This window comes from Planctomycetota bacterium, assembly GCA_033763975.1.
Taxonomy (GTDB): domain Bacteria; phylum Planctomycetota; class Phycisphaerae; order Phycisphaerales; family UBA1924; genus RI-211.
On sequence record JANRJM010000012.1, the window covers coordinates 1 to 18,721 of the forward strand.

An 18,721-nucleotide genomic window follows, 5' to 3' on the forward strand; every position below is an offset into this window, starting at 1 on the left:
GACATCGCCTGCATCTCGCAGGTCGTCGCGGGCGACCCGAGCTGCTCCCCGGTTGATCCTGACTTCAACCGCGACGGCAACGTCGACCAGGACGACATCGCCAGCCTCGAGCAGGTCGTCGCCGGGTCGCCCTGCCCGTAAGTTCGCCTTCGAGCCTTCACCGGGCCCGAAGCGCACGCGAGGGCCTCTTCCGACGCATCAACGCACTTGATCTCAATGCCGCCCCGGGCCCCGCGCCCGGGGCGTTTTCATTCAGGGGCGGGCCGCGGCGAGCGCGGCCCGGACCGCCGCGACGTGGGCGCTGGGCACGCCCTGGTCGACGAGCGCATCGGGCAGCACCCAGCGGCGCGTCCGGGAAGGGCGCGGGCGGGTCGGGACGTGTGCACGCCACAGGCGCAGCCGCACCCGCCGGTGCGTGAGCGTGCGCGCGAGTTCGCCCGCGGGGAGGAGCGAAAGCCCGCGCCGGGCCGCGTCGCGCGCGAGGTCGGCGTCGGCGCCGGCGATGGTCGGGGGCGCCCAGAGGCGGGCCCACAGGCCGTCGGCGGGCAGTTGCTCCAGCAGCACGCGTCCGGCGAGGTCGGTCACGACGAGCACGTGCAGGTGCACCTCGGCCCGCGGGGGCGGGCGCTTGGGACGGGGGATCTCGTGCACGCGTCCCGTGCGGCGCGCGACGCACTGCCGGGCGAGCGGGCAGGCGTCGCAGCGCGGGGCGGCCGGGGTGCAGACGAGCGCGCCGAACTCCATGATGCCCTCGTTCACCTCGCCCGGCTGCACGCGCGGGTCGGCGGCGAGGTGGCGGGCCTGCGCCCAGGCCCACGAGACCGAGGCGGGGTCGTCGGCCGCGCCGTCGCGTCCGTGCAGACGCAGCAGCACGCGCAGGACGTTGCCGTCGACGATGGGCTCGCGCTCGTTGTACACGATCGACGCGATCGCGCCGGCGGTGTACGCCCCCACCCCCGGCAGCGTGCGCAGCGCCGCGGCGTCGCGCGGGACGACGCCCCCGAACCGCGAGACGATCTCACAAGCGGCGGCGTGGAGCATCGAGGCTCGCCGGTAATACCCAAGGCCCGACCAGGCGCGGCGCACCTCGTCGGGATGCGCGCGGGCCAGCGCGCGCACGGAAGGAAACCGGCGGACGAACGCGCGGAAGGCGGGCTCGACGCGCGACGCCTGCGTCTGCTGGAGCATGAACTCGCTGACGAGGGCGCGGTACGGATCACGCCGCCCGGTGCGGGGGTTTACCTTCCGCCAGGGAAAGGGGCGGCGGGACTGCTCGAACCACCGGACGAGCGCGACGGGGACGCGCTCGTGTGCGTCAGGCTCGGCGAGAGGAGGTTTCACGCGGGGCCCGGCGCCGCGGCGAGGGCTTCGGCGACGCGCCGGCGGAGGGCGTCCCAGGGTGTGCCGGGAGTGCGGGAGACGGTGATCCAGCCGTCGTGGATGAGCACGTGCGACACTCCCTCGATGGCCATCAGAGCGCCGGCGAGCGGATCGGCGGCCTCGGCCCGGGACCGCACGGAGCGGGGACGGTCGGGCGCGGGAGAGGCGTCGAGGACGAACTTGAGCGCGTCGGGGTTGGGCGTCTGGACGACTTCCACGATGCGGTAGGGCACGGGGCGATGGTACCGCCGCGGGTGATCGGCGGCGGTAGACTCACCCCGGAGTACGCCGCCTGATGTTCACGGACCGCCCGCAAGCGCTGATCGACCGGCTGGGGAACTACTCCCTATGGGAGGTCGCGCTCGAATTGGCGCTCATCTGGGTCGTGGTGTACGTGGTGATCCGGTTCGTGCAGGGGACTCGTGCGGCGGGGGCGCTCAAGGGCCTGCTGCTGCTGCTCGTCGCGATCACCATCGCGTCGCGGGTGCTGGGAGGCTCCGACGCGTTCCAAAGGCTGACATACCTGTACGACAAGTTCATCGCGCTGGCGGCGGTGGCGCTCATCGTGATCTTCCAGCCCGAACTGCGCCGGGCGCTGGTGCGCCTCGGCGAGACCCCGTTCCTGCGGGGATCGCCCAAGGACGTGCAGCACGTGGCGTCGGAGATCGCGGCGGCGTGCACGTACCTGTCTCGCTCGAAGTTCGGGGCCCTCATCGTGCTCGAGCGCAACACCCCGCTCGCGGGCGTGGTGGAAGGCGGAACCGTGCTGGGGGCCGAGTTGTCGGCCCGGCTGCTGCAGACGATTTTCTTTCCGGGATCGGCGCTGCACGACCTGGCGGTGATCGTGAAGGGTCGGACGGTGCACGCGGCGGGGGTGCAGTTGCCCCTCGCCGAGCCCGAGGAGATGCGCGACGCGTCGCTGGGGTCTCGCCACCGGGCGGCGGTGGGCGTGTCGAAGGAAGCGGACGCGCTGGTGGTGGTGGTGAGCGAAGAGACGGGGTCGATCCGCATCGCGGAGCGCGGGCGACTCGCCGGGCCCTTCACGCCGGCCCAACTGCGCGATGAACTGACGGTGCGGCTGTCGAAGACGCCGGTGCTGGCCGGGCCCAGGGCGTCGGAGCCCGAGCGGGGTGTCGAAACGCCGGAAGAGGCTTCGGAACGGAGCGTGTGATGGCGCGGCACGTGCAGACCATTGTGGCGGCGACGGTGCTGGCGATGCTGGTGTGGCTGTTCGCCGAGGCCGAGAGCCTGCGCACGGAGGAAGTGACGATCGAACTGGTGTTCGACGCGGACCGCGGGTCGGAGCGGACGATCGACCTGGTGGATCCGTCGTCGACGCCGGGGGCGCCGGGCACGCCGCGCCCGAGCGGGACGGTGCTGCGGGTGGCGATGACGGTGGAAGGGGCGACGGAGTCCATCGAGGGCGTGCTGCGCCTGTCGCGGTCTGGGCCGGTCCGGATCACGCCGGGGAGCGAGGGCGTGGGCACGGCCCGGGGCGAGTTCTCGCTGCCCCTGCGCCCGGTGGTCCGCGCGCTCCCGGAGTTCGGCGCGCAGGGCGTGAGCATCCGGCGGATCGAGCCCGAGGACGTGACGGTGCGCGTGGACGACCTCGTCACGCGCGACGTGAAGATCACCGTGGTGACACCCGAGGGGGACCTGGAAGGGCTGCCCGAGGCGGTGCCGGCGACGGCGAAGGTCATCGCACCGTCGCGCGAGGCGGCGAAGCTGACCGAGACGTCGGCGGTGGTGCTGCGGATCGACGATCGGACATGGTCGCGCCTGGTCCCCGGACGGCGCGAGACGGTGCCGGCGGTGCCCCTGGAGGCGCCGGCCGAGCTGCGCGGCGCGACCCGCGTGCAGATCGTGCCGGGGGCGGCGGACGCGATCCTGACAGTCCGAAGCCGCACCGCGACGGTCCGACTGCCGAACGTGCCGGTGCACCTGCGTGTGGCGCCGGCGGAGTTGGCGGCGTTCGACATCACGGTGCCGGAGGCGGACCGGGCGCTGCTCGACGTGACGGTGTCGGGCCCGGCGGACCTGATCCGTCAGATCGAGACGCGGGAGATCCCGGTGGTGGCGTTCGTGCCGCTGTCGTTCGAGGAACTGGAACGGGCGATCACGTCGAAGGAAGCGGTGTTCACGGGCTTTCCGACCGCGCTTCGGTTCGAGGCGGCAAGCCGCGTGGTTCGGCTGACGATCACGCGGCGCGCCCCGGCGGGGACCGGTGCGACGCCCCCCGGCCAGTAGCCCGGCGGGCCGGCCCTAGGCCTTGTATCCCGGGGGAGGCTTGCGCGCCGGCGGCTTGGGCAGCGGTCGGCCGGCGTTGGGGTTGGCCTTGGCCCCGGCGGGCTTGGCCGGCGCGACGGGCGGCTTGGTGGCGGGGGCGGGCTTGGGCGGTGGCGCGGGCGGCTTGGCCTTCTGCAGTTCCTTTGCTTCTTTGACCAGCTTCTCCATCGTCGACAACTGGGTCTTGTACGTGGAGATCACCCCGGTGGTGCCGCTGTAGACACCGGCGGCCATCTGCACCGGGAGAATGGCTTTTCCCACGCGCGAGAGTTCGGCGACGACATCGCGCATTTCCTCGAGATCTGCGTCGAGGGTGGAGAGCGCCGCGAGTTCGCTCGGGTCCTTCCCGCCGTAGGCCTTGTAGTGCTTGGTCGCCACATCCTCCCACTTCTTGATGTGGGCCTTGACCGCCTCCGCCGCCGCTTTGAGTTGCGCGTCCATGTTCGTGTGACCCCTTCAGTAGAGCGGCGGATCCTACCGTGAACGGGCCGAGTTTCGCAAGCGAGCCGCAGGCGCGGCGGGCGCGCGGTCTTCGCCGGCGTGCAGGGCACCAGGCGGGGGCGTCGCCCGGTCGGGGTGACATCGGCGGCGCGGGCGACTACCCTTCACCCCCCGCGGCGGGCAGGTCGTCGCGGATTCGAAATCAAGCATCCGCGAAGGACTAACGCCGTGAAAATCCGCGCCGACGAGATCGCCACCGTCATCAAGAACGAGATCGCCCAGTTCGGGGCCGACCTGGAAGTGTCCGAGGTCGGACGGGTGGTGGAGGTCGGCGACGGCATCGCGCGGATCTACGGCCTGAGCAAGGCGATGGCGGGCGAACTGCTGGAGTTCCAGACCGCCGAGGGCGCCGTGATGGGCCAGGTGTTCAACCTCGAGCTCGACACGGTCGGCGCGGTCATCTACGGCGACTACCTGTCCGTCAAGGAAGGCGACATGGTCAAGTCGACCGGCCGCCTGCTCGAGGTGCCCGTCGGCGAGGGGCTGCTGGGGCGCGTGGTGGACCCGCTGGGGCGCCCGATCGACGACGCGGGCCCGATCCAGGCGGCGGCGTACCGGAAGGTCGACATCATCGCCCCGGGCATCGCCGAGCGTCAGCCGGTGCACGAGCCCCTGCAGACGGGCATCAAGGCGGTCGACGCCATGATCCCGATCGGGCGCGGGCAGCGCGAGCTGATCATCGGCGACCGCAAGACGGGCAAGACGGCGGTCGCGCTCGACACGATCATCAACCAGAAGCAGTACTGGGGCACGCCCGACGCGGTGGTGTGCATCTACGTCGCCGTCGGCCAGAAGGAGTCGACGGTCGCGGGCGTGGTGGAGACGCTGAAGAAGAACGGCGCGATGGACTACACGATCGTGGTGAACGCCGCCAGTTCGGCGCCCGCGCCGATGCAGTACATCGCGCCGTACTCGGGCTGCGCGATGGGCGAGTACTTCATGTGGCAGGGCATGCAGGGCAAGACGCCCAAGCACGCCCTGTGCATCTACGACGACTTGTCGAAGCAGGCCGTCGCGTACCGCCAGTTGTCGCTGCTGCTGCGTCGCCCGCCGGGGCGTGAGGCCTTCCCGGGCGACGTGTTCTATCTCCACAGCCGCCTGCTGGAGCGCGCGACCAAGCTGAGCAACGAGAACGGCGCCGGCTCGCTGACGGCCCTGCCCGTCATCGAGACGCAGGAGGGCGACGTGTCGGCGTACATCCCCACGAACGTGATCTCGATCACCGACGGGCAGATCTACCTCGAGCCCGAACTGTTCTTCAGCGGCGTGCGCCCCGCCATCAACGTCGGTATCTCGGTGTCGCGCGTCGGCGGCAACGCCCAGGTGAAGGCGATGAAGAAGATCGCCGGCTCGCTGCGCCTGGACCTGGCCGCGGCCCGCGAACTCGAGGCCTTCGCGCAGCTCGGCACCGAGCTCGACAAGGCCACGCAGCGCCAGCTCGACCGCGGGCGCCGCATGGTGGAGCTGCTCAAGCAGGGGCAGTACACGCCCTTCCACATCGTGGACCAGGTGATCTCAATCTTCGCCGGCTCGAAGGGCTACATGGACGACATCGCGGTGACGAACGTCCGGCAGTTCGAGAGCGGGCTGCTCGAGTACTTCAAGGGCGTGGGCAAGCCCGTGTGGGATGAACTCAACGCGAAGCGCGCCCTCGACGCCGACCTCGAGAAGAAGCTCGAGAGCGCGATCAAGGCGTACAAGAGCACGTTCAAGGCCGAGAAGTAGCGGCACTCCCCTGCGAGCGACGGCCCCGCAGACTACCAACGCGTTCGGGACGCCTGGTGTACGCCGATCTCGCTGAGCGGTGAACGCGGGCGACATCCTGGCGCTCACGAAGTCGTCGCCGGTTCCGGCTGCCCAGAGGCAGCACGCACGCGTGCATCGCTCCGCCTTCAGGGTGGCATTACACACGCATGTGGAGTGCGCCTGGCGTCCGCACGCGCATTTTCTCGCGTCATCCGGGTGAGTTATCGGCGGCGGCGTCGCTCACCACGTACGCACGCATCCTCGCGTGCCGCGGCCGGGGGGCCGGGGCGACGCGCGGAGCGGCACGAACCACCGGAGACACGGTCATGGCATGCACTCGTCTGGCCTCGATTCTGGCCCTCACGCTCGCGAGCGGCACCGCCCTCGCGCAGGGCGATCATTTCAGCTATGAGTATCAGGACGACCTCTTCCTGAACGCCGCCGCGGAGTTCCCCGTCGTCGCGGGCGGGACCGGCGGCTGGGCCTCGGTCGGGCGCGTCGACGCGTCGAACCCCGCGCAGCTCCGCATGCCGGTGGTCCGCCACGCGCCTTCGGGCGCGCTCGTCTGGGACCGCGTCTGGCGGGTGAACATCGCCGGATCGCTGGAGGACATCGTCGGCACCGACGTCGTCACGACCTCGAGCCAGGACATTCTCGTCGCCGGGCAGACGACGTGGAACCCCGCCACCGCCTTCGACTACGGGAACATCCTCGCCCGCTTCAACGGCGCGGGCAATCTGCTCTGGTCGTGGAACTACCTCGGGCAGGGCTTCATCAGCGAGCCCGGGCCCGCCCTCACCCTCGGGGGCGACGGCGTCGTCACCATGGTCGGCACCGCCCTGCGACCCGGCGGCGCGCCCGGCAACCGCGGGCACCTCGTTCGGGCGAGCGGCGCCACCGGCGCGCCGATCCTCCAGCGCATCGTCAGCGCGTCGATCGGCGGCGTCGGCGTTCCCGTGCAGTTCACCGATGTCGTCGAGTACCCCGGCGGGCGCCTGTTCATCGTCGGGTACACGGTGCGCGGCGGGCAGAGCGACATCATCGTGCTGCTGGGAAACCTCGACCTGTCCCTCGCGATCGCGTACGTCGTCGACATCCCCATGTCCGACGAGCGCGACGTTTCGGTGGACATCCGCGGCGACGAGGTGATCGTCGCGGCCCCGTCGCGCACCATGGCGTCGAGCGAGCCCGATTCGACGATCGTGCTGCGGATGAACCCGTCGATCCCGCCCACGGCCGGGGCCCTGCGATGGGGGGTCCGCCTGCCGCAGTTCATCGTGGGCGCGCGCGGGACGGCGTTCGACCAGGTGGCGGCGGGCGGGCCCGAGACGGTGCTGCTCGCGGGGCGTGAGTTCCCGCTCGGGGCGGGGCGTGCGGCGGTGGTCGCGCTCGACGGGCTGGGCGCCCCGCAGTGGGGCCGTCGCTACGGCGCGCCCAACCCGCGCGAGAGCTTCGACGGGATCGCGACCTCGCCCAGCACGCTCTTCGCGGTCGGGCAGCGCATCGACGGGGCGACGCCGATCTCGGGGTACGGCGTGACGGCGCCGAAGACCACGGGCGTCACGGACTGCCTCGACGACCGCCTGCCCGTGCCCGTCGTCCCCCTCGAGGCGCCGCTGCCGGAACTGGGGCTGAACGTCGAAGCGTTCAGCGGTGCGCTCACGCTGCCGCTCGCGTTCGTGCGGGGCGTCGAGGCGGTTGACCTGTGCACGCCGCCCTGCGACCCGGACGTCAACTGCGACGGCAACGTCGACCAGGACGACATCGACTGCCTGGCGCAGGCGGTGGCGGGCGATCTGACGTGCATCTGCGTGGACCCCGACTTCAACCGCGACGGCAACGTCGATCAGGACGACATCGACGCCCTGGCCCAGGTCATCGCGGGCCAGCCCTGCCCGTAAACCGGCGCTCGAAACGCGGCGCGCCCGCCGATCGGCGCACGCACCTTTGATAAACCCAAGACCGCGACCGACCTCGCCGCCGGGGTCGGTTTTCGCTTGAACTGGGGTCTGCAGAGGCTCTCCGTCGACCTACATTCGCGTCCGACGTGAAGTTTGTATGAATCAACAGAAGACCCCGCGCGTCGATTCGCGCCGACTGGTAGCCTCGCGCCACCGTCGGCTTGTGCCATTGATGGTGCGAGTGAGTATCCGTCTTTCAGGAGACATGATCATGAATCTCGCGTCGCTCGGTCGTCGCGTTTCTTTCGCACTCGCGGCCGTCACGTGCTTGGGCACGCCCGTCGCCTCGGCCCAGATCACCATCCCCATCGTGCCCATCGGCAACCCCGGCAACGCGCCGGACCCGACAACGGGCTACGGCTCGGTGGCGTACACCTACAACATCGGCACCACTGAGGTGACCAACGCGCAGTACGCCGCGTTTCTGAACGCCAAAGCCGCGTCGGATCCGTTCAACCTGTACAACACGAACATGGCCGGCTCGTTCGGCGGTATCACCCGCTCGGGCTCGCCGGGGTCGTACACGTATTCGACCGTGAGCGGGCGCGAGAACAATCCGGTGAACTTTGTCTCGTTCTGGGATGCGACGCGCTTCGCGAACTGGCTGCACAACGGCCAGGGCAGTGGCGACACCGAGACCGGCGCGTACACCCTCACCCCCGACGGCATCAACAACAACACCGTCATGCGCAACGCGGGCTGGCGGTGGGCCGTGACCAGCGAGGACGAGTGGTACAAGGCGGCGTACCACCAGCCCGCTAGCGCGGGCGGTAACGCGGACAACTATTGGCTGTACCCGACATCGAGCAACACGGCGCCGATCGCTGGGCTTCCGCCCGCGGGCCAGGCGAACTATAACAACGTGATCGGCAACTACACGCCCGTCGGCTCGTACGCGGCGAACTACTACGGCACGTTCGACATGGGCGGGAACGTGTGGGAATGGAACGAGGCGATCATTTTCGGCTCCAACCGCAGCCTCCGGGGCGGGTCGTTCCTCAGCAACGGCAGCGGCCTGCGGGCCGACGTCCGCATCGCCGACAGCCCGGCGAACGATGACGACGTCACCGGGTTCCGTGTCTCCCGGGTTGTCTCGCCTTCCGATGGGTGCGCGGAGGCCCCGATCTTCTCCACCTACGGCACGTTCTCCTTCGACAATCGCCTCGCGGACACCGGGCCGGTCCCCACCGGGTGCGCACTCAGTGTCCAGGACGTGTTCGTCCGGTGGATCGCACCCGCGACCGGCCGCGTCCGCTTCTCCACCTGCGGCCTGACTGGCGTCGACACCGACCTTTCGGTCCACACGAGTTGCATCGATCCTCCCTTGGAGTGCAACGATCAGTTCTGCGGCGACCAGAGCGAACTGGTGTTCGACGCGGTCGCGGGCGTTCAGTACTACCTCCGGATCGCCACGTACCCCGGCACGCCGACGGGTGAGGGCCAGTTCTCGCTCACGCCGGTCACCGTGGGCGGCTCGGCGTCGCTGGTCGACTCCACGTATCTCACTACCGCCAACAGCGGCGGCATCAACCCCCAACAGTTCACGCTCGAAGCCCGCATCCAGCCGACCGGGCCGGGGTACGGCGGCACCAACTCGGGCCCCGGCGCGGCCATCATCGAGAAGCCCCGTCAGGGTGCCACCGGGCTCTGGCTTGGATCGATGGCGTTGTATTGGTCGCCCGTGTCGCAGCGCGTCACATTCGTCGTCACCCACGTCTTTGGCAGTTCCGGAACGTCGGTCGCCTCCAACGCGATCGTGGGCGTCGGACAGTCCGCCCACGTCGCCGGGACGTTCGACGGCACGACGCTGCGCCTGTACATCAACGGCGTGCTCGACGCCTCCGCCACGGCCGTGAGCAGCGTGGTGTACTACGGCGCCAACGAGCCGGTGCTCATCGGCGCGGGCAACTTCGCGTTCGGATTCACACGCCGCTTCCAGGGCCGGATCGACGACGTCCGGATCTGGAGCGCCGCGCGCTCGGCCTCGGACATCGCCGCCAACGCCGTCTGCCAGCTCCCCACCGGCCCCCAGCCGAACCTCCTGGCGCACTGGGTCTTCGACAACAGCTCGACCGTCGACCAGAGCGGGAATAACCGCAACGCGTCGTTTGTCGCCGGCCCGCCCGCCTTCGGGCCGGACCTTGCCACTCCCGTGGGCTGGACGCAGCTCCCCGTGTCAGGCCCGGCATCGCGCGCAACTCCCGCCATGGTCTACGACACCATTCGCGACCGTGCCGTCATGTACTCCGGCAGCTTCGGCTCACAACGCCGCAACGACACGTGGGAGTGGAACGGGGCTGCTTGGTTGCTAGTCAGCGCCAACGCGCCCCAGGTTGGCCGGAGCGCCAGCGGGGCGGCGTTTGACGTCTCCCGCGGGCGCTTCGTCCTGTTCGGCGGCGCTCTCGCCGGCGACATCCTCAGCATCGGGGACACCAACGAGTGGGACGGCTCTTCGTGGTTCCAGCGCCTCCCGTCCCCCTCCGGCCCGGGGCTCCGCTGCTGCCTGGGCATGACCTACGACGCCGCACGCGGGCACACCCTGCTCTTCGGGGGCATTAACGGCACAACCGTCTTCCGCGACACCTGGCGCTGGGACGGCTCGACATGGCTCCAACTCTCCAACACCGGCCCCTCGGTCCGCTACGCCCCCGCGCTCGCCGACGACCCTGTCCGCCAGCGCGTCGTCTTCTTCGGCGGTACCACGTCCTTCGGCGCCTCCACCTTCTTCAACGACACGTGGGAGTGGGACGGCTCAACCTGGACGCAGAAGTTCCCCGCGGTCTCTCCCCCGGCGCGCCGCTTCCACACCATGGCCTTCGACCCCGTCCGCAACGCCGTCATCCTCTTCGGGGGTGAAGGCCCCACCAATGGCGCGATCCTCGGCGACACCTGGGCCTGGGACGGGACCAACTGGACGCTGCTGGCCGTCGGCGGCCCCTCGCCGCGCGCGGGACCGGGCATGGTCTATGACGAAGTGCGGCGCGGGATGCTGCTCTTCGGCGGCGCGACCTCGGCCACAGTGCAAGTCGCTGAAACCTGGTTCCTTCCCTCGGTGTCACCGTTCGCGATCACGCGCCAGCCGGTGTCCACCAGCGTGTGTGCTGGCACGGATCTGACCCTCGACATCCTCGCCATCGGCGACGGACCGTTCACATACCAGTGGCTCCGCAACGGCGTGGCGCTCGCCAACGGCGGAAGGATTTCCGGGGCGACCTCGCCGGTCCTGACCGTCAGCGCGACGGTGCCCGCTGATTCGGGTGTCTACGCCTGCGTGGTCTCGCAGGCGTGCAGCCAGAGCCTCACCAGCGGTGCCGCGACGGTCACGCTCCGCTCACCCAGCGACCCCGCGTGCATTCCGCCCTGCGACCCCGATTTCAATGCCGACGGCAACGTCGACCAGGACGACATCGAGTGCCTGGCGCAGGTGGTGGCGGGCGATCCGTCGTGCTCGGCAACCGATCCGGATTTCAATCGCGATGGCAACGTCGATCAGGACGACATCGACGTGCTGGCTCAGGTCGTCGCCGGTTCGCCGTGCCCGTAGCCTCTCGCACATTCCCACACCCGTCCGACCCCCGCCGCCGGGGGTCGGGCGCCTTTTGGCGGGACGCAGTCCACGCGCCGCCCCCGAGACGCGGCACGTCGGCCCGGACGGGGCAATCCCGGTAGACTCGCGCGCGGGCGGCGGCGCCCGGCGGGAGGCGACACATGCGCGACGGGCTCACTCGGCGTGGATTTCTGGGCGGAGCGGCGGCGGCGGCGATCGCGGGGGCGGCCGGGCCGCTGATCTTCACGAGCAAGACGCGCGGCGCCCTGTGGAGCGCGGGCGGGCGGGCGGGCGCGCAGGTCGGGCTGGGGTTCATCGGCGTGGGGCTGATGAACCGGATCCACCTGCAGAGCTTCGTCAAGAACCCGCGGGTGCGCGTCGTGGGCGTGTGCGAGGTGGACACGACGCGGCGCGAGCACGCGAAGGGATTGGTGGACAAGGCGTACTCGAACAGCGACTGCGTCGCGACCGACGACTACCGCACGCTGCTGGCACGCCGCGACATCGACGCGGTGGTGATCGCGACGCCCGACCACTGGCACGCGATCCACGCGATCGACGCGTGCGCGGCGGGCAAGGACGTGTACTGCGAGAAGCCGCTGTGCCTGACGCTGCGCGAGTGCAAGGCGATGATCGACGCCGTACGCACGCACGGACGCGTCTTCCAGACCGGCTCGCAGCAGCGGACGGAGTACGACGGGAAGTTCCGCACGGCGTGCGAGTACGTGCGCAGCGGGCGGCTGGGGCGCATCCTGTCGGTCAACGTGGGGGTGGGGACGTCGAGCCGCTGGTGCGACCTGCCGGCCGAGACGCCGCCCGAGGGGCTCGACTGGGACCGGTGGCTGGGCCCGGCCCCGGTGCGGGCGTACAACGCGATCCTCTCGCCCCGGGGCATCCACGACCACTTCCCGCGCTGGCGCTGGTTCCGCGAGTACAGCGGGGGCATCATGACGGACTGGGGCGCGCACCACTTCGACATCGCGGCGTGGGGGCTCGACATGGACGTGTCCGGCCCGCTCGCGGTGAAGCCTCCCGCGCGCCAGGGCGACGAGTACGGCGCGGAACTGATCTACCCCGGCGGGGTGCGGGTCATCCACGGCGGGCCGAGCGGGGTGACGTTCGTGGGCGAGCAGGGCGTGATCTTCGTGACGCGCGAGCGGCTGGAGAGCATCCCGGGCGACATCCTGAAGAAGCCGCTGGAAGACGGGGACGTGCACCTGCCGCGCGCAAAGGGCCACCACGAGAACTGGCTGGACTGCATCGCGAGCCGCCAGCGCCCGATCTGCGATGTCGAGGTGGGTGCGCGCAGCATCGCGGCGGCGCACCTGCTGAACACGGCGTACTGGTACGGCGAATCGTCGGAGTGGTGCCCGGTCGGGTGGCGGTTCCTGTCGGAGCGTCAGAACGCCTGGCTCGACTATGAACGCCGCAAGGGGTTTGAGCTGCCCCGGGCGTAGCAACGAGCCCGGCGGAAAATCCAGCGCAAATCAGGGCGCGGGGCGGGCTGTTCGTTATTAGACTGATGGAGGGAAGTTCGTGCGCCGCCCGCGGAGGATGCTCCCATGGAAGCCGGCCCGCTCTCGATCCAGCGTCTGCTGGGCGCGATGAAGAAACTGAACGCGTCGGACCTGCACATCAAGGTCGGCGTGCCGCCGACGTACCGGATCAACGGCGCGCTGCGTGCGGTGGCGGGCGAGCCGCTGACGGAGGACGAGGCGGACCACCTGCTGGACCCGATCGTGCCCGAGGCGCTCAAGGCGCGGTTCGAGCAGGCGGGGAGCCTGGACTTCGCGAGCCACCTGAAGGACGGGGACCGCTTCCGCATCAACATGTTCCGCGCGGGCGGGCACACGCACGCCGCGATCCGGCGCGTGAAGGCGGAGATCCCCAGCTACGCGGACCTGCACGTTCCGGCGTCGTACAGCGACCTCATCGAGAAGACGATGGAGGGGCTGATCGTCGTGGTGGGCGTGACGGGGAGCGGGAAGAGCAGCACGCTCGCCGCGATGATCGAGCACATCAACCAGACGCGGGCGGACAACATCATCACGGTCGAGGACCCGGTCGAGTACCGCTTCACGCCCAAGCGGTCGATCATCAGCCAGCGCGAGATCGGGATCGACGTGCCGGACTTCGCGTCCGCGCTCAAGTACATCGTGCGCGAGGACCCGGACGTGGTCTTCATCGGCGAACTGCGCGACCACGCGACGGTGCTGAGCGCGGTGCAGGCGGCGGAGACCGGGCACCTGGTCTTCAGCACGATGCACACGGCGGACACGATGCAGGCCTTCAGCCGCATCCTCGAGTTCTTCCCCAGCCACGAGCACGGGTTCCTGCGCCACGCGCTCTCGAACACGCTGCGGGGCGTGCTGGCGCAGCGCCTGCTGCCCGCGACGCCCGAGACCGGGTTCGGCGTCGTGCCCGCGTGCGAGGTGCTGCTGGGGACGTCGGTGGTGCGCGAGAAGATCCGCGAGGGCGACGACGCGGCCCTGCCGATGATCGTGGGCAAGAACGAGGAGGGCATGCAGACCTTCACGCACGCGCTCGCGGACCTGGTGAACAAGGACTGGGTCACGCTGCAGACGGCGATGGAGTTCGCGCCCAACCGCGACGCGCTGTCCAGCATCCTCAAGGGCGTCGAGGTCAAGAGCCAGGGGCTGGTGAGCCGCATCAAGTCGGCGGGGAACCGGAGCTAGCCCGGGCCCGGGCGGCGCCGGGCGAGCAGGTCGCGCGGTGTGCGCGCACCGGTGGCCGGAAGGGCCGGAATCGCGCGAAACTTCGCGGTTTCTTTGCAATCGCGGGCCGCCGGGGCTCTGGCGCCACCAGTACAGTGGCGGGATGAAGACTCTCACATTCGTGGCGGTGCTGGCGTTCGCGTCGGCGGCGTGGTCGCATCCTGATCACGAAGAGCCGGGGCTGCTGTCGCACTGGGCCGTGGGACACCTGGACCCTGATACCGGCGCCCCGGGCGGGCTGGTCGAGGACGTGACGCACTCGCTGAAGGCGAAGCTGATGGGCGCGCCGGCGATCGAGACCGTGGGCCCGACGCTCGCGGCGATCTTCAACGGCAAGTCGGACTACCTCGTCATCCACCAGGACATCGCCAAGGACCGCAAGGGCCTGCCGACGAAGGAGTTCAGCGTCGCGGCGTGGGTGAGCGTTCGCGAGACCCAGCAGTGGGGCTCGATCATGGGGTGCGTGCAGGACGACGGGGGCACCGAGAAGGGCTGGGTGCTCGGCTTCAACGACCAGACGTTCACGTTCGGGCTGTCGACCGTGGGCGGGAGCGACGGCGACGGGAAGCTGACCTTCCTGCCCGCCAAGACCCCCATCGTGCCGGGCAAGTGGTACTACGTCGTGGGCACGTACGACGGCACGACGATGCGGCTGTACGTCAACGGCGTGCAGGAAGGCGAGAGCAAGGACCAGAGCGGGGACATCCTGTACCCGCCGAGCGGGCCCTACACGATCGCGTGCTTCAAGGACGCCAACGAGGAGTATCCGCTCGCGGGCGCGCTGCACCGCGTGAAGGCGTACTCGCGGGTCCTGACGCCCAAGGAGATCACGGACGTCACGCAGAAGAACTCGAACCTGGTGGCGTACGTGCCGCCCGAGGACGCGGAGGTGCGCTGGCTGGTGAAGCCCTACCTGCAGGCGGCGACGCTGAGCAGCATGGTGGTGATGAGCGAGACGAACCGCGCGTCGACGATGACGGTGGAGTACGGGCGTCGTCAGCCCCTGCAGTACAAGGCGGAGATGACGACGCCGGCGATGATCGGCGAGGTGAAGCTGTCGGACCTGGAGCCCGCGACGGACTACTTCTACCGCGTGACGCGCACGACCGAGGACGGGAAGACGATCTCGAGCGATGTCAAGGCGATGAAGACGGCGATCCCGGCGGACATGCCCTGGTCGTTCGGGATCATCGGCGACACGCAGCGGAACCCGAGCGTGACGCAGGCGTGCGCGGAGGTGATGTACAAGAGCCGCCCGAACTTCGTGCTGCACTGCGGGGACGTGGTGGACGACGGGTACTCGAAGAACCAGTGGCTGAAGGACCTGTTCGAGCCGATGTCGGGCCTGCTGGCGCACGCGCCGATCTACCCGACGATCGGCAACCACGAGCGCAACAGCCACTTCTACTACGACTATTTCAGCCTGCCCACCCCGGAGTACTACTACACGTTCACGTTCGGCAACGCCGAGTTCTTCATGATCGACACGAACAAGCCGTGCGGCCCGGACAGCGAGCAGTGGAAGTGGCTCGAACGCGACCTCGCGAAGAGCACCGCCACCTGGAAGTTCACCTGCCACCACCACCCGTGCTTCACGAGCGACGAGGACGACTACGGCGACACCATCACCGGCAAGAAGAACCCGCCCGACATCGCCGAGCCCTCGTTCCGGGGTGATCGCAACGCCCGCCAGCTCGTCGAGCTGTACGAGAAGTACGGCGTGGACATCGCCTTCAACGGGCACATCCACGTGTACGAGCGCACCTGGCCGATCCTGGACATGAAGATCAACCAGGCGAAGGGCATCCGGTACATCACGTCCGGGGGCGGCGGCGGCGGGCTCGAGCACCCCGCGCCGAACAAGGCGTGGTTCAGCCTGCAGGTGAACCGCGAGCACCACGTGTGCTACGTCGCGATCCACGACCGGACGATCGTCTTCAAGGCGATCGACACGTCGGGGCGGATGTTCGACGCGTTCGAGCTGACCAAGCCCTCGGACCGTTGAGGTCGGCGTGACGTGGCGGGCGTCGGACGCTCGCTCAGTGTGCCCCGTCGGACCCCCGCGAGACAGTGGGACGCGCCACGCCCGCGAGACGGCGCGGGCCGTTCAGGATGCGCCCGATCAGCGTGTGGCGCACCATGACGTGGTACGTGGGGAGCAGCACGGCGGCCGTGCCCGCGAGCAGGAGGGGGAGTTTCCACGCGCACGAGATGGGAACGGGCAGCAGCAGGCCGCCGATCGCGAAGACGACCGGCAGGTGCATGAGGTAGAACCAGTACGAGGCATCGGCGGCGTATCGCCAGGCGTGCGAGGGCGTGGTGCGGTACTTCAGGAAGACGCCCAGCAGCGCGAAGCTGAGCGCCCACGCCGCGACGGAGAGGAGCGTGCGGGCGAGGGCGTCGACGAGCGGCCAGGCGGGCGCGTCCGGGGTGTGGTTCTTGAGCCAGGGATAGCACCCGAAGAGGATGATGACGAGGCAGCAGGCGCCGATGGTGAGGTGGCGCCCCCAGCGTGCGGCGAGGTGGTCCATGGCGGCCTGCTTGTTGCCCCAGAGGACGACGCCGTAGGTGAAGAAGAGGGCGTAGTAGGCCCAGATGTGCGGCGTCGGGAAGATGTGGCGGGGCGTGTCGATGGTCCATTCGTGCATGACGGCGACGAAGGGGAGCGTGGCGAGGGCGAGCGGGACGAGCGCGTAGGACGAGGTGGTGAGGAAGTCGCGGTAGCGGTGCGCGCGGGCGCGGAGCGACGCGGGGCATCGGGCGGCGAGGTGATGCCCGGCGAGCGCGATGGGGTACATGCACCCGAGGTAGACAAGGAACCAGAGGTGGATGGGGTCGAACCACTGGCCGGGGGTGCGCGAGATGTAATACCCGAGGAAGAGCCGCCAGGTGGAGGCGTCGGGGTCGGCGCGTCCGGACTGCTGAAGGGCGAAGAGGATGGTGAACATCGTGAGCGGGCCGATGAGGAGCAGGCCGCCGACGGTGGGGATGCCGATGCGGACGAGGCGGTTGCGGACGAAGGCGCCCGGGCCCTTGGTGGCGATCATCATGGCGCCGAAGAAGCCGGCGATGAGGAAGAAGGCCTGCATGCGGTGGGCATGGATGACGTAGACGATGACGTCGAAGAAGGGGCTCTGGGAGGGATCGGCGAGGGGCCACTGGGGCGGGCGGTTCTCGATGTAGCCGATGGCGCCGTGGAGGAGGAGCCCGCCGAACATGGCGACGGCGCGTGCGGCGTCGAAGGCGTGGAGCCGCTCACCCGTGGGCGGGAGCGCCGGGCCCGTCATGGGGTGGCGCCCGGGCGGAGGGTGCGGCCGATGCGAGGCCACGCGATCAGCATCGGGACGAGCGCGAGCATGGTGAGGATGGAGCCGGCGAGGAAGGGAGCGCCGGGGAAGTAGACCGGGGCGGTGTCGGCGGTGAAGGAGCGGAACGCGGCGCTGCCGACGAGCGGGCCGATGACGCCGGCGATGCTCTGGAGCCCGCTGAGCGAGCCGTGGAGGAGGCCCTGCTCGTTGGGCGGGACGCTGCGGCTCATGATGCCCTGGGCCGCGGGGCTGGCGAGCCCCCCGAGCGAGCCGGCGATGATGGTCGCGTAGATCATCCACGACTGCGTGGCGAACGCGTACCCGCCGAAGGCGAAGACGCTGATGACCAGGCCCCCGATGAGGCAGGCGCGTTCGCCCAGGCGCGGGATGATCCGGCGCGAGAAGAGGCCCTGCACGAGCGCGGAGGTGACGCCGACGGTGAAGAGCGACCAGCCGACGTCGCGCGCGGACCAGTCGAAGCGCACGTCCATGGAGAGGACCCAGGTGGCGTGCAGGCCGAACTGCGCGATGGCGACGAGGAAGAACCCGGCGCCGATGGTGAATACGAGGCGGTGTCGCCGGACCCAGAGGAACGCGCCCAGCGGGTTGGCCTTGCGCCAGGAGAACGGGCGCCGGTTCTCGGGGCTGAGCGACTCGGGGAGCACGAAGCACCCGTAGAGCCAGTTCAGCAGCGTGAGGATGCCGGCGGCGATGAAGGGGAAGTGCAGGTCGCCCGGACCGACGAAGGGGAATGTGATCTCGGGGTCGCCGAGCACGCCCCCGAGGAGGGGCCCCAGGATGAAGCCCAGCCCGAAGGCCGCGCCGATGAGCCCAAAGCCGGCGGCACGCTTCTCGGGCGGGGTGACGTCGGCGATGTAGGCGCTGCAGGCGCTGACGTTGGCGCCCGAGATGCCGTTGAGCGCGCGGGTGATGAAGAGGATGGTGAGGTTGGGCGCCAAGGCGGCGACGATGTAATCAACCCCCGAGCCGAAGAGCGAGATGAGGATGACCGGGCGCCGGCCGAAGCGGTCGGAGAGCGACCCGAGGATCGGGGCGAAGAGGAACTGCATGGCGGCGTAGGTGGCGGCGAGGGCCCCCACCGCGAGCGAGGCCTCGCTCTGCGCCCCGTCGGGCGGAAGTCCCATCACGCGCTCGACGAGCTTGGGCGCGACCGGGATGATCAGGCCGATGCCAAGCACGTCGAGCAGCAGGGTGATGAAGACAAAGACGAGGCTGGGCGCCCGGCGCGTCATGCGA

13 protein-coding genes are annotated in these 18,721 nt (G+C 69.9%); 8 read left to right on the forward strand and 5 right to left on the reverse strand.

Annotated features, from left to right (window positions below):
- Nucleotides 1–252: 252 nt before the first annotated feature.
- Together SFY69_06675 and SFY69_06680 are read right to left on the reverse strand one after the other, a co-directional pair.
- A complete protein-coding gene (locus tag SFY69_06675; protein MDX2131717.1) occupies nucleotides 253–1,341 on the reverse strand; it encodes an A/G-specific adenine glycosylase in 1,089 nt (362 codons plus the stop codon).
- Complete coding sequence (locus SFY69_06680; GenBank protein MDX2131718.1) at nucleotides 1,338–1,613, reverse strand: NifU N-terminal domain-containing protein; 276 nt, start codon at nucleotides 1,611–1,613, stop codon at nucleotides 1,338–1,340. The genes SFY69_06675 and SFY69_06680 overlap by 4 nt, the downstream gene beginning before the upstream one ends.
- Before the next feature lie 62 nt (nucleotides 1,614–1,675).
- Between SFY69_06680 and cdaA the strand changes: the two genes are divergently transcribed.
- Together cdaA and SFY69_06690 are read left to right on the forward strand one after the other, a co-directional pair.
- Complete coding sequence (gene cdaA, locus SFY69_06685) at nucleotides 1,676–2,551, forward strand: diadenylate cyclase CdaA (GenBank protein ID MDX2131719.1); 876 nt, start codon at nucleotides 1,676–1,678, stop codon at nucleotides 2,549–2,551.
- Nucleotides 2,551–3,627 carry a hypothetical protein gene (locus SFY69_06690; GenBank protein ID MDX2131720.1) on the forward strand — a complete coding sequence of 359 codons (1,077 nt, stop codon included), beginning with the start codon at nucleotides 2,551–2,553 and terminating at the stop codon, nucleotides 3,625–3,627. Before cdaA ends, SFY69_06690 begins: the two co-directional genes overlap by 1 nt.
- A 15-nt stretch (nucleotides 3,628–3,642) precedes the next feature.
- Here the strand turns inward: SFY69_06690 and SFY69_06695 are convergent, their stop codons facing one another.
- Nucleotides 3,643–4,107 carry a hypothetical protein gene (locus SFY69_06695; GenBank protein MDX2131721.1) on the reverse strand — a complete coding sequence of 155 codons (465 nt, stop codon included), beginning with the start codon at nucleotides 4,105–4,107 and terminating at the stop codon, nucleotides 3,643–3,645.
- 228 nt (nucleotides 4,108–4,335) lie between these two features.
- Here SFY69_06695 and atpA point away from each other — a divergent pair, with 228 nt between their 5' ends.
- The 6 genes from atpA (at nucleotide 4,336) to SFY69_06725 (ending at nucleotide 16,161) form a co-directional block, all read left to right on the forward strand.
- Nucleotides 4,336–5,892, forward strand: coding sequence for a F0F1 ATP synthase subunit alpha (gene atpA / locus SFY69_06700; protein ID MDX2131722.1), 1,557 nt, complete (start codon nucleotides 4,336–4,338; stop codon nucleotides 5,890–5,892).
- Nucleotides 5,893–6,239: 347 nt separating this feature from the next.
- Complete coding sequence (locus SFY69_06705) at nucleotides 6,240–7,814, forward strand: hypothetical protein (protein ID MDX2131723.1); 1,575 nt, start codon at nucleotides 6,240–6,242, stop codon at nucleotides 7,812–7,814.
- Nucleotides 7,815–8,079: 265 nt separating this feature from the next.
- A complete protein-coding gene (locus SFY69_06710; protein MDX2131724.1) occupies nucleotides 8,080–11,418 on the forward strand; it encodes a LamG-like jellyroll fold domain-containing protein in 3,339 nt (1,112 codons plus the stop codon).
- Between the two features lie 164 nt (nucleotides 11,419–11,582).
- A complete protein-coding gene (locus tag SFY69_06715) occupies nucleotides 11,583–12,878 on the forward strand; it encodes a Gfo/Idh/MocA family oxidoreductase (GenBank protein ID MDX2131725.1) in 1,296 nt (431 codons plus the stop codon).
- Between the two features lie 105 nt (nucleotides 12,879–12,983).
- On the forward strand, nucleotides 12,984–14,117 hold the full coding sequence (locus tag SFY69_06720) for a PilT/PilU family type 4a pilus ATPase (protein MDX2131726.1): 1,134 nt from the start codon (nucleotides 12,984–12,986) through the stop codon (nucleotides 14,115–14,117).
- A 142-nt stretch (nucleotides 14,118–14,259) separates the two neighbouring features.
- A complete protein-coding gene (locus SFY69_06725) occupies nucleotides 14,260–16,161 on the forward strand; it encodes a LamG-like jellyroll fold domain-containing protein (GenBank protein MDX2131727.1) in 1,902 nt (633 codons plus the stop codon).
- A gap of 34 nt (nucleotides 16,162–16,195) precedes the next feature.
- Here the strand turns inward: SFY69_06725 and SFY69_06730 are convergent, their stop codons facing one another.
- Nucleotides 16,196–17,443: an acyltransferase family protein gene (locus SFY69_06730; protein MDX2131728.1), complete on the reverse strand. Its 1,248-nt coding sequence runs from the start codon at nucleotides 17,441–17,443 to the stop codon at nucleotides 16,196–16,198.
- Entirely contained in the window at nucleotides 17,440–18,717 is a 1,278-nt protein-coding gene (locus tag SFY69_06735; protein ID MDX2131729.1) for a TCR/Tet family MFS transporter, read from the reverse strand. The genes SFY69_06730 and SFY69_06735 overlap by 4 nt, the downstream gene beginning before the upstream one ends.
- Nucleotides 18,718–18,721: the final 4 nt, after the last annotated feature.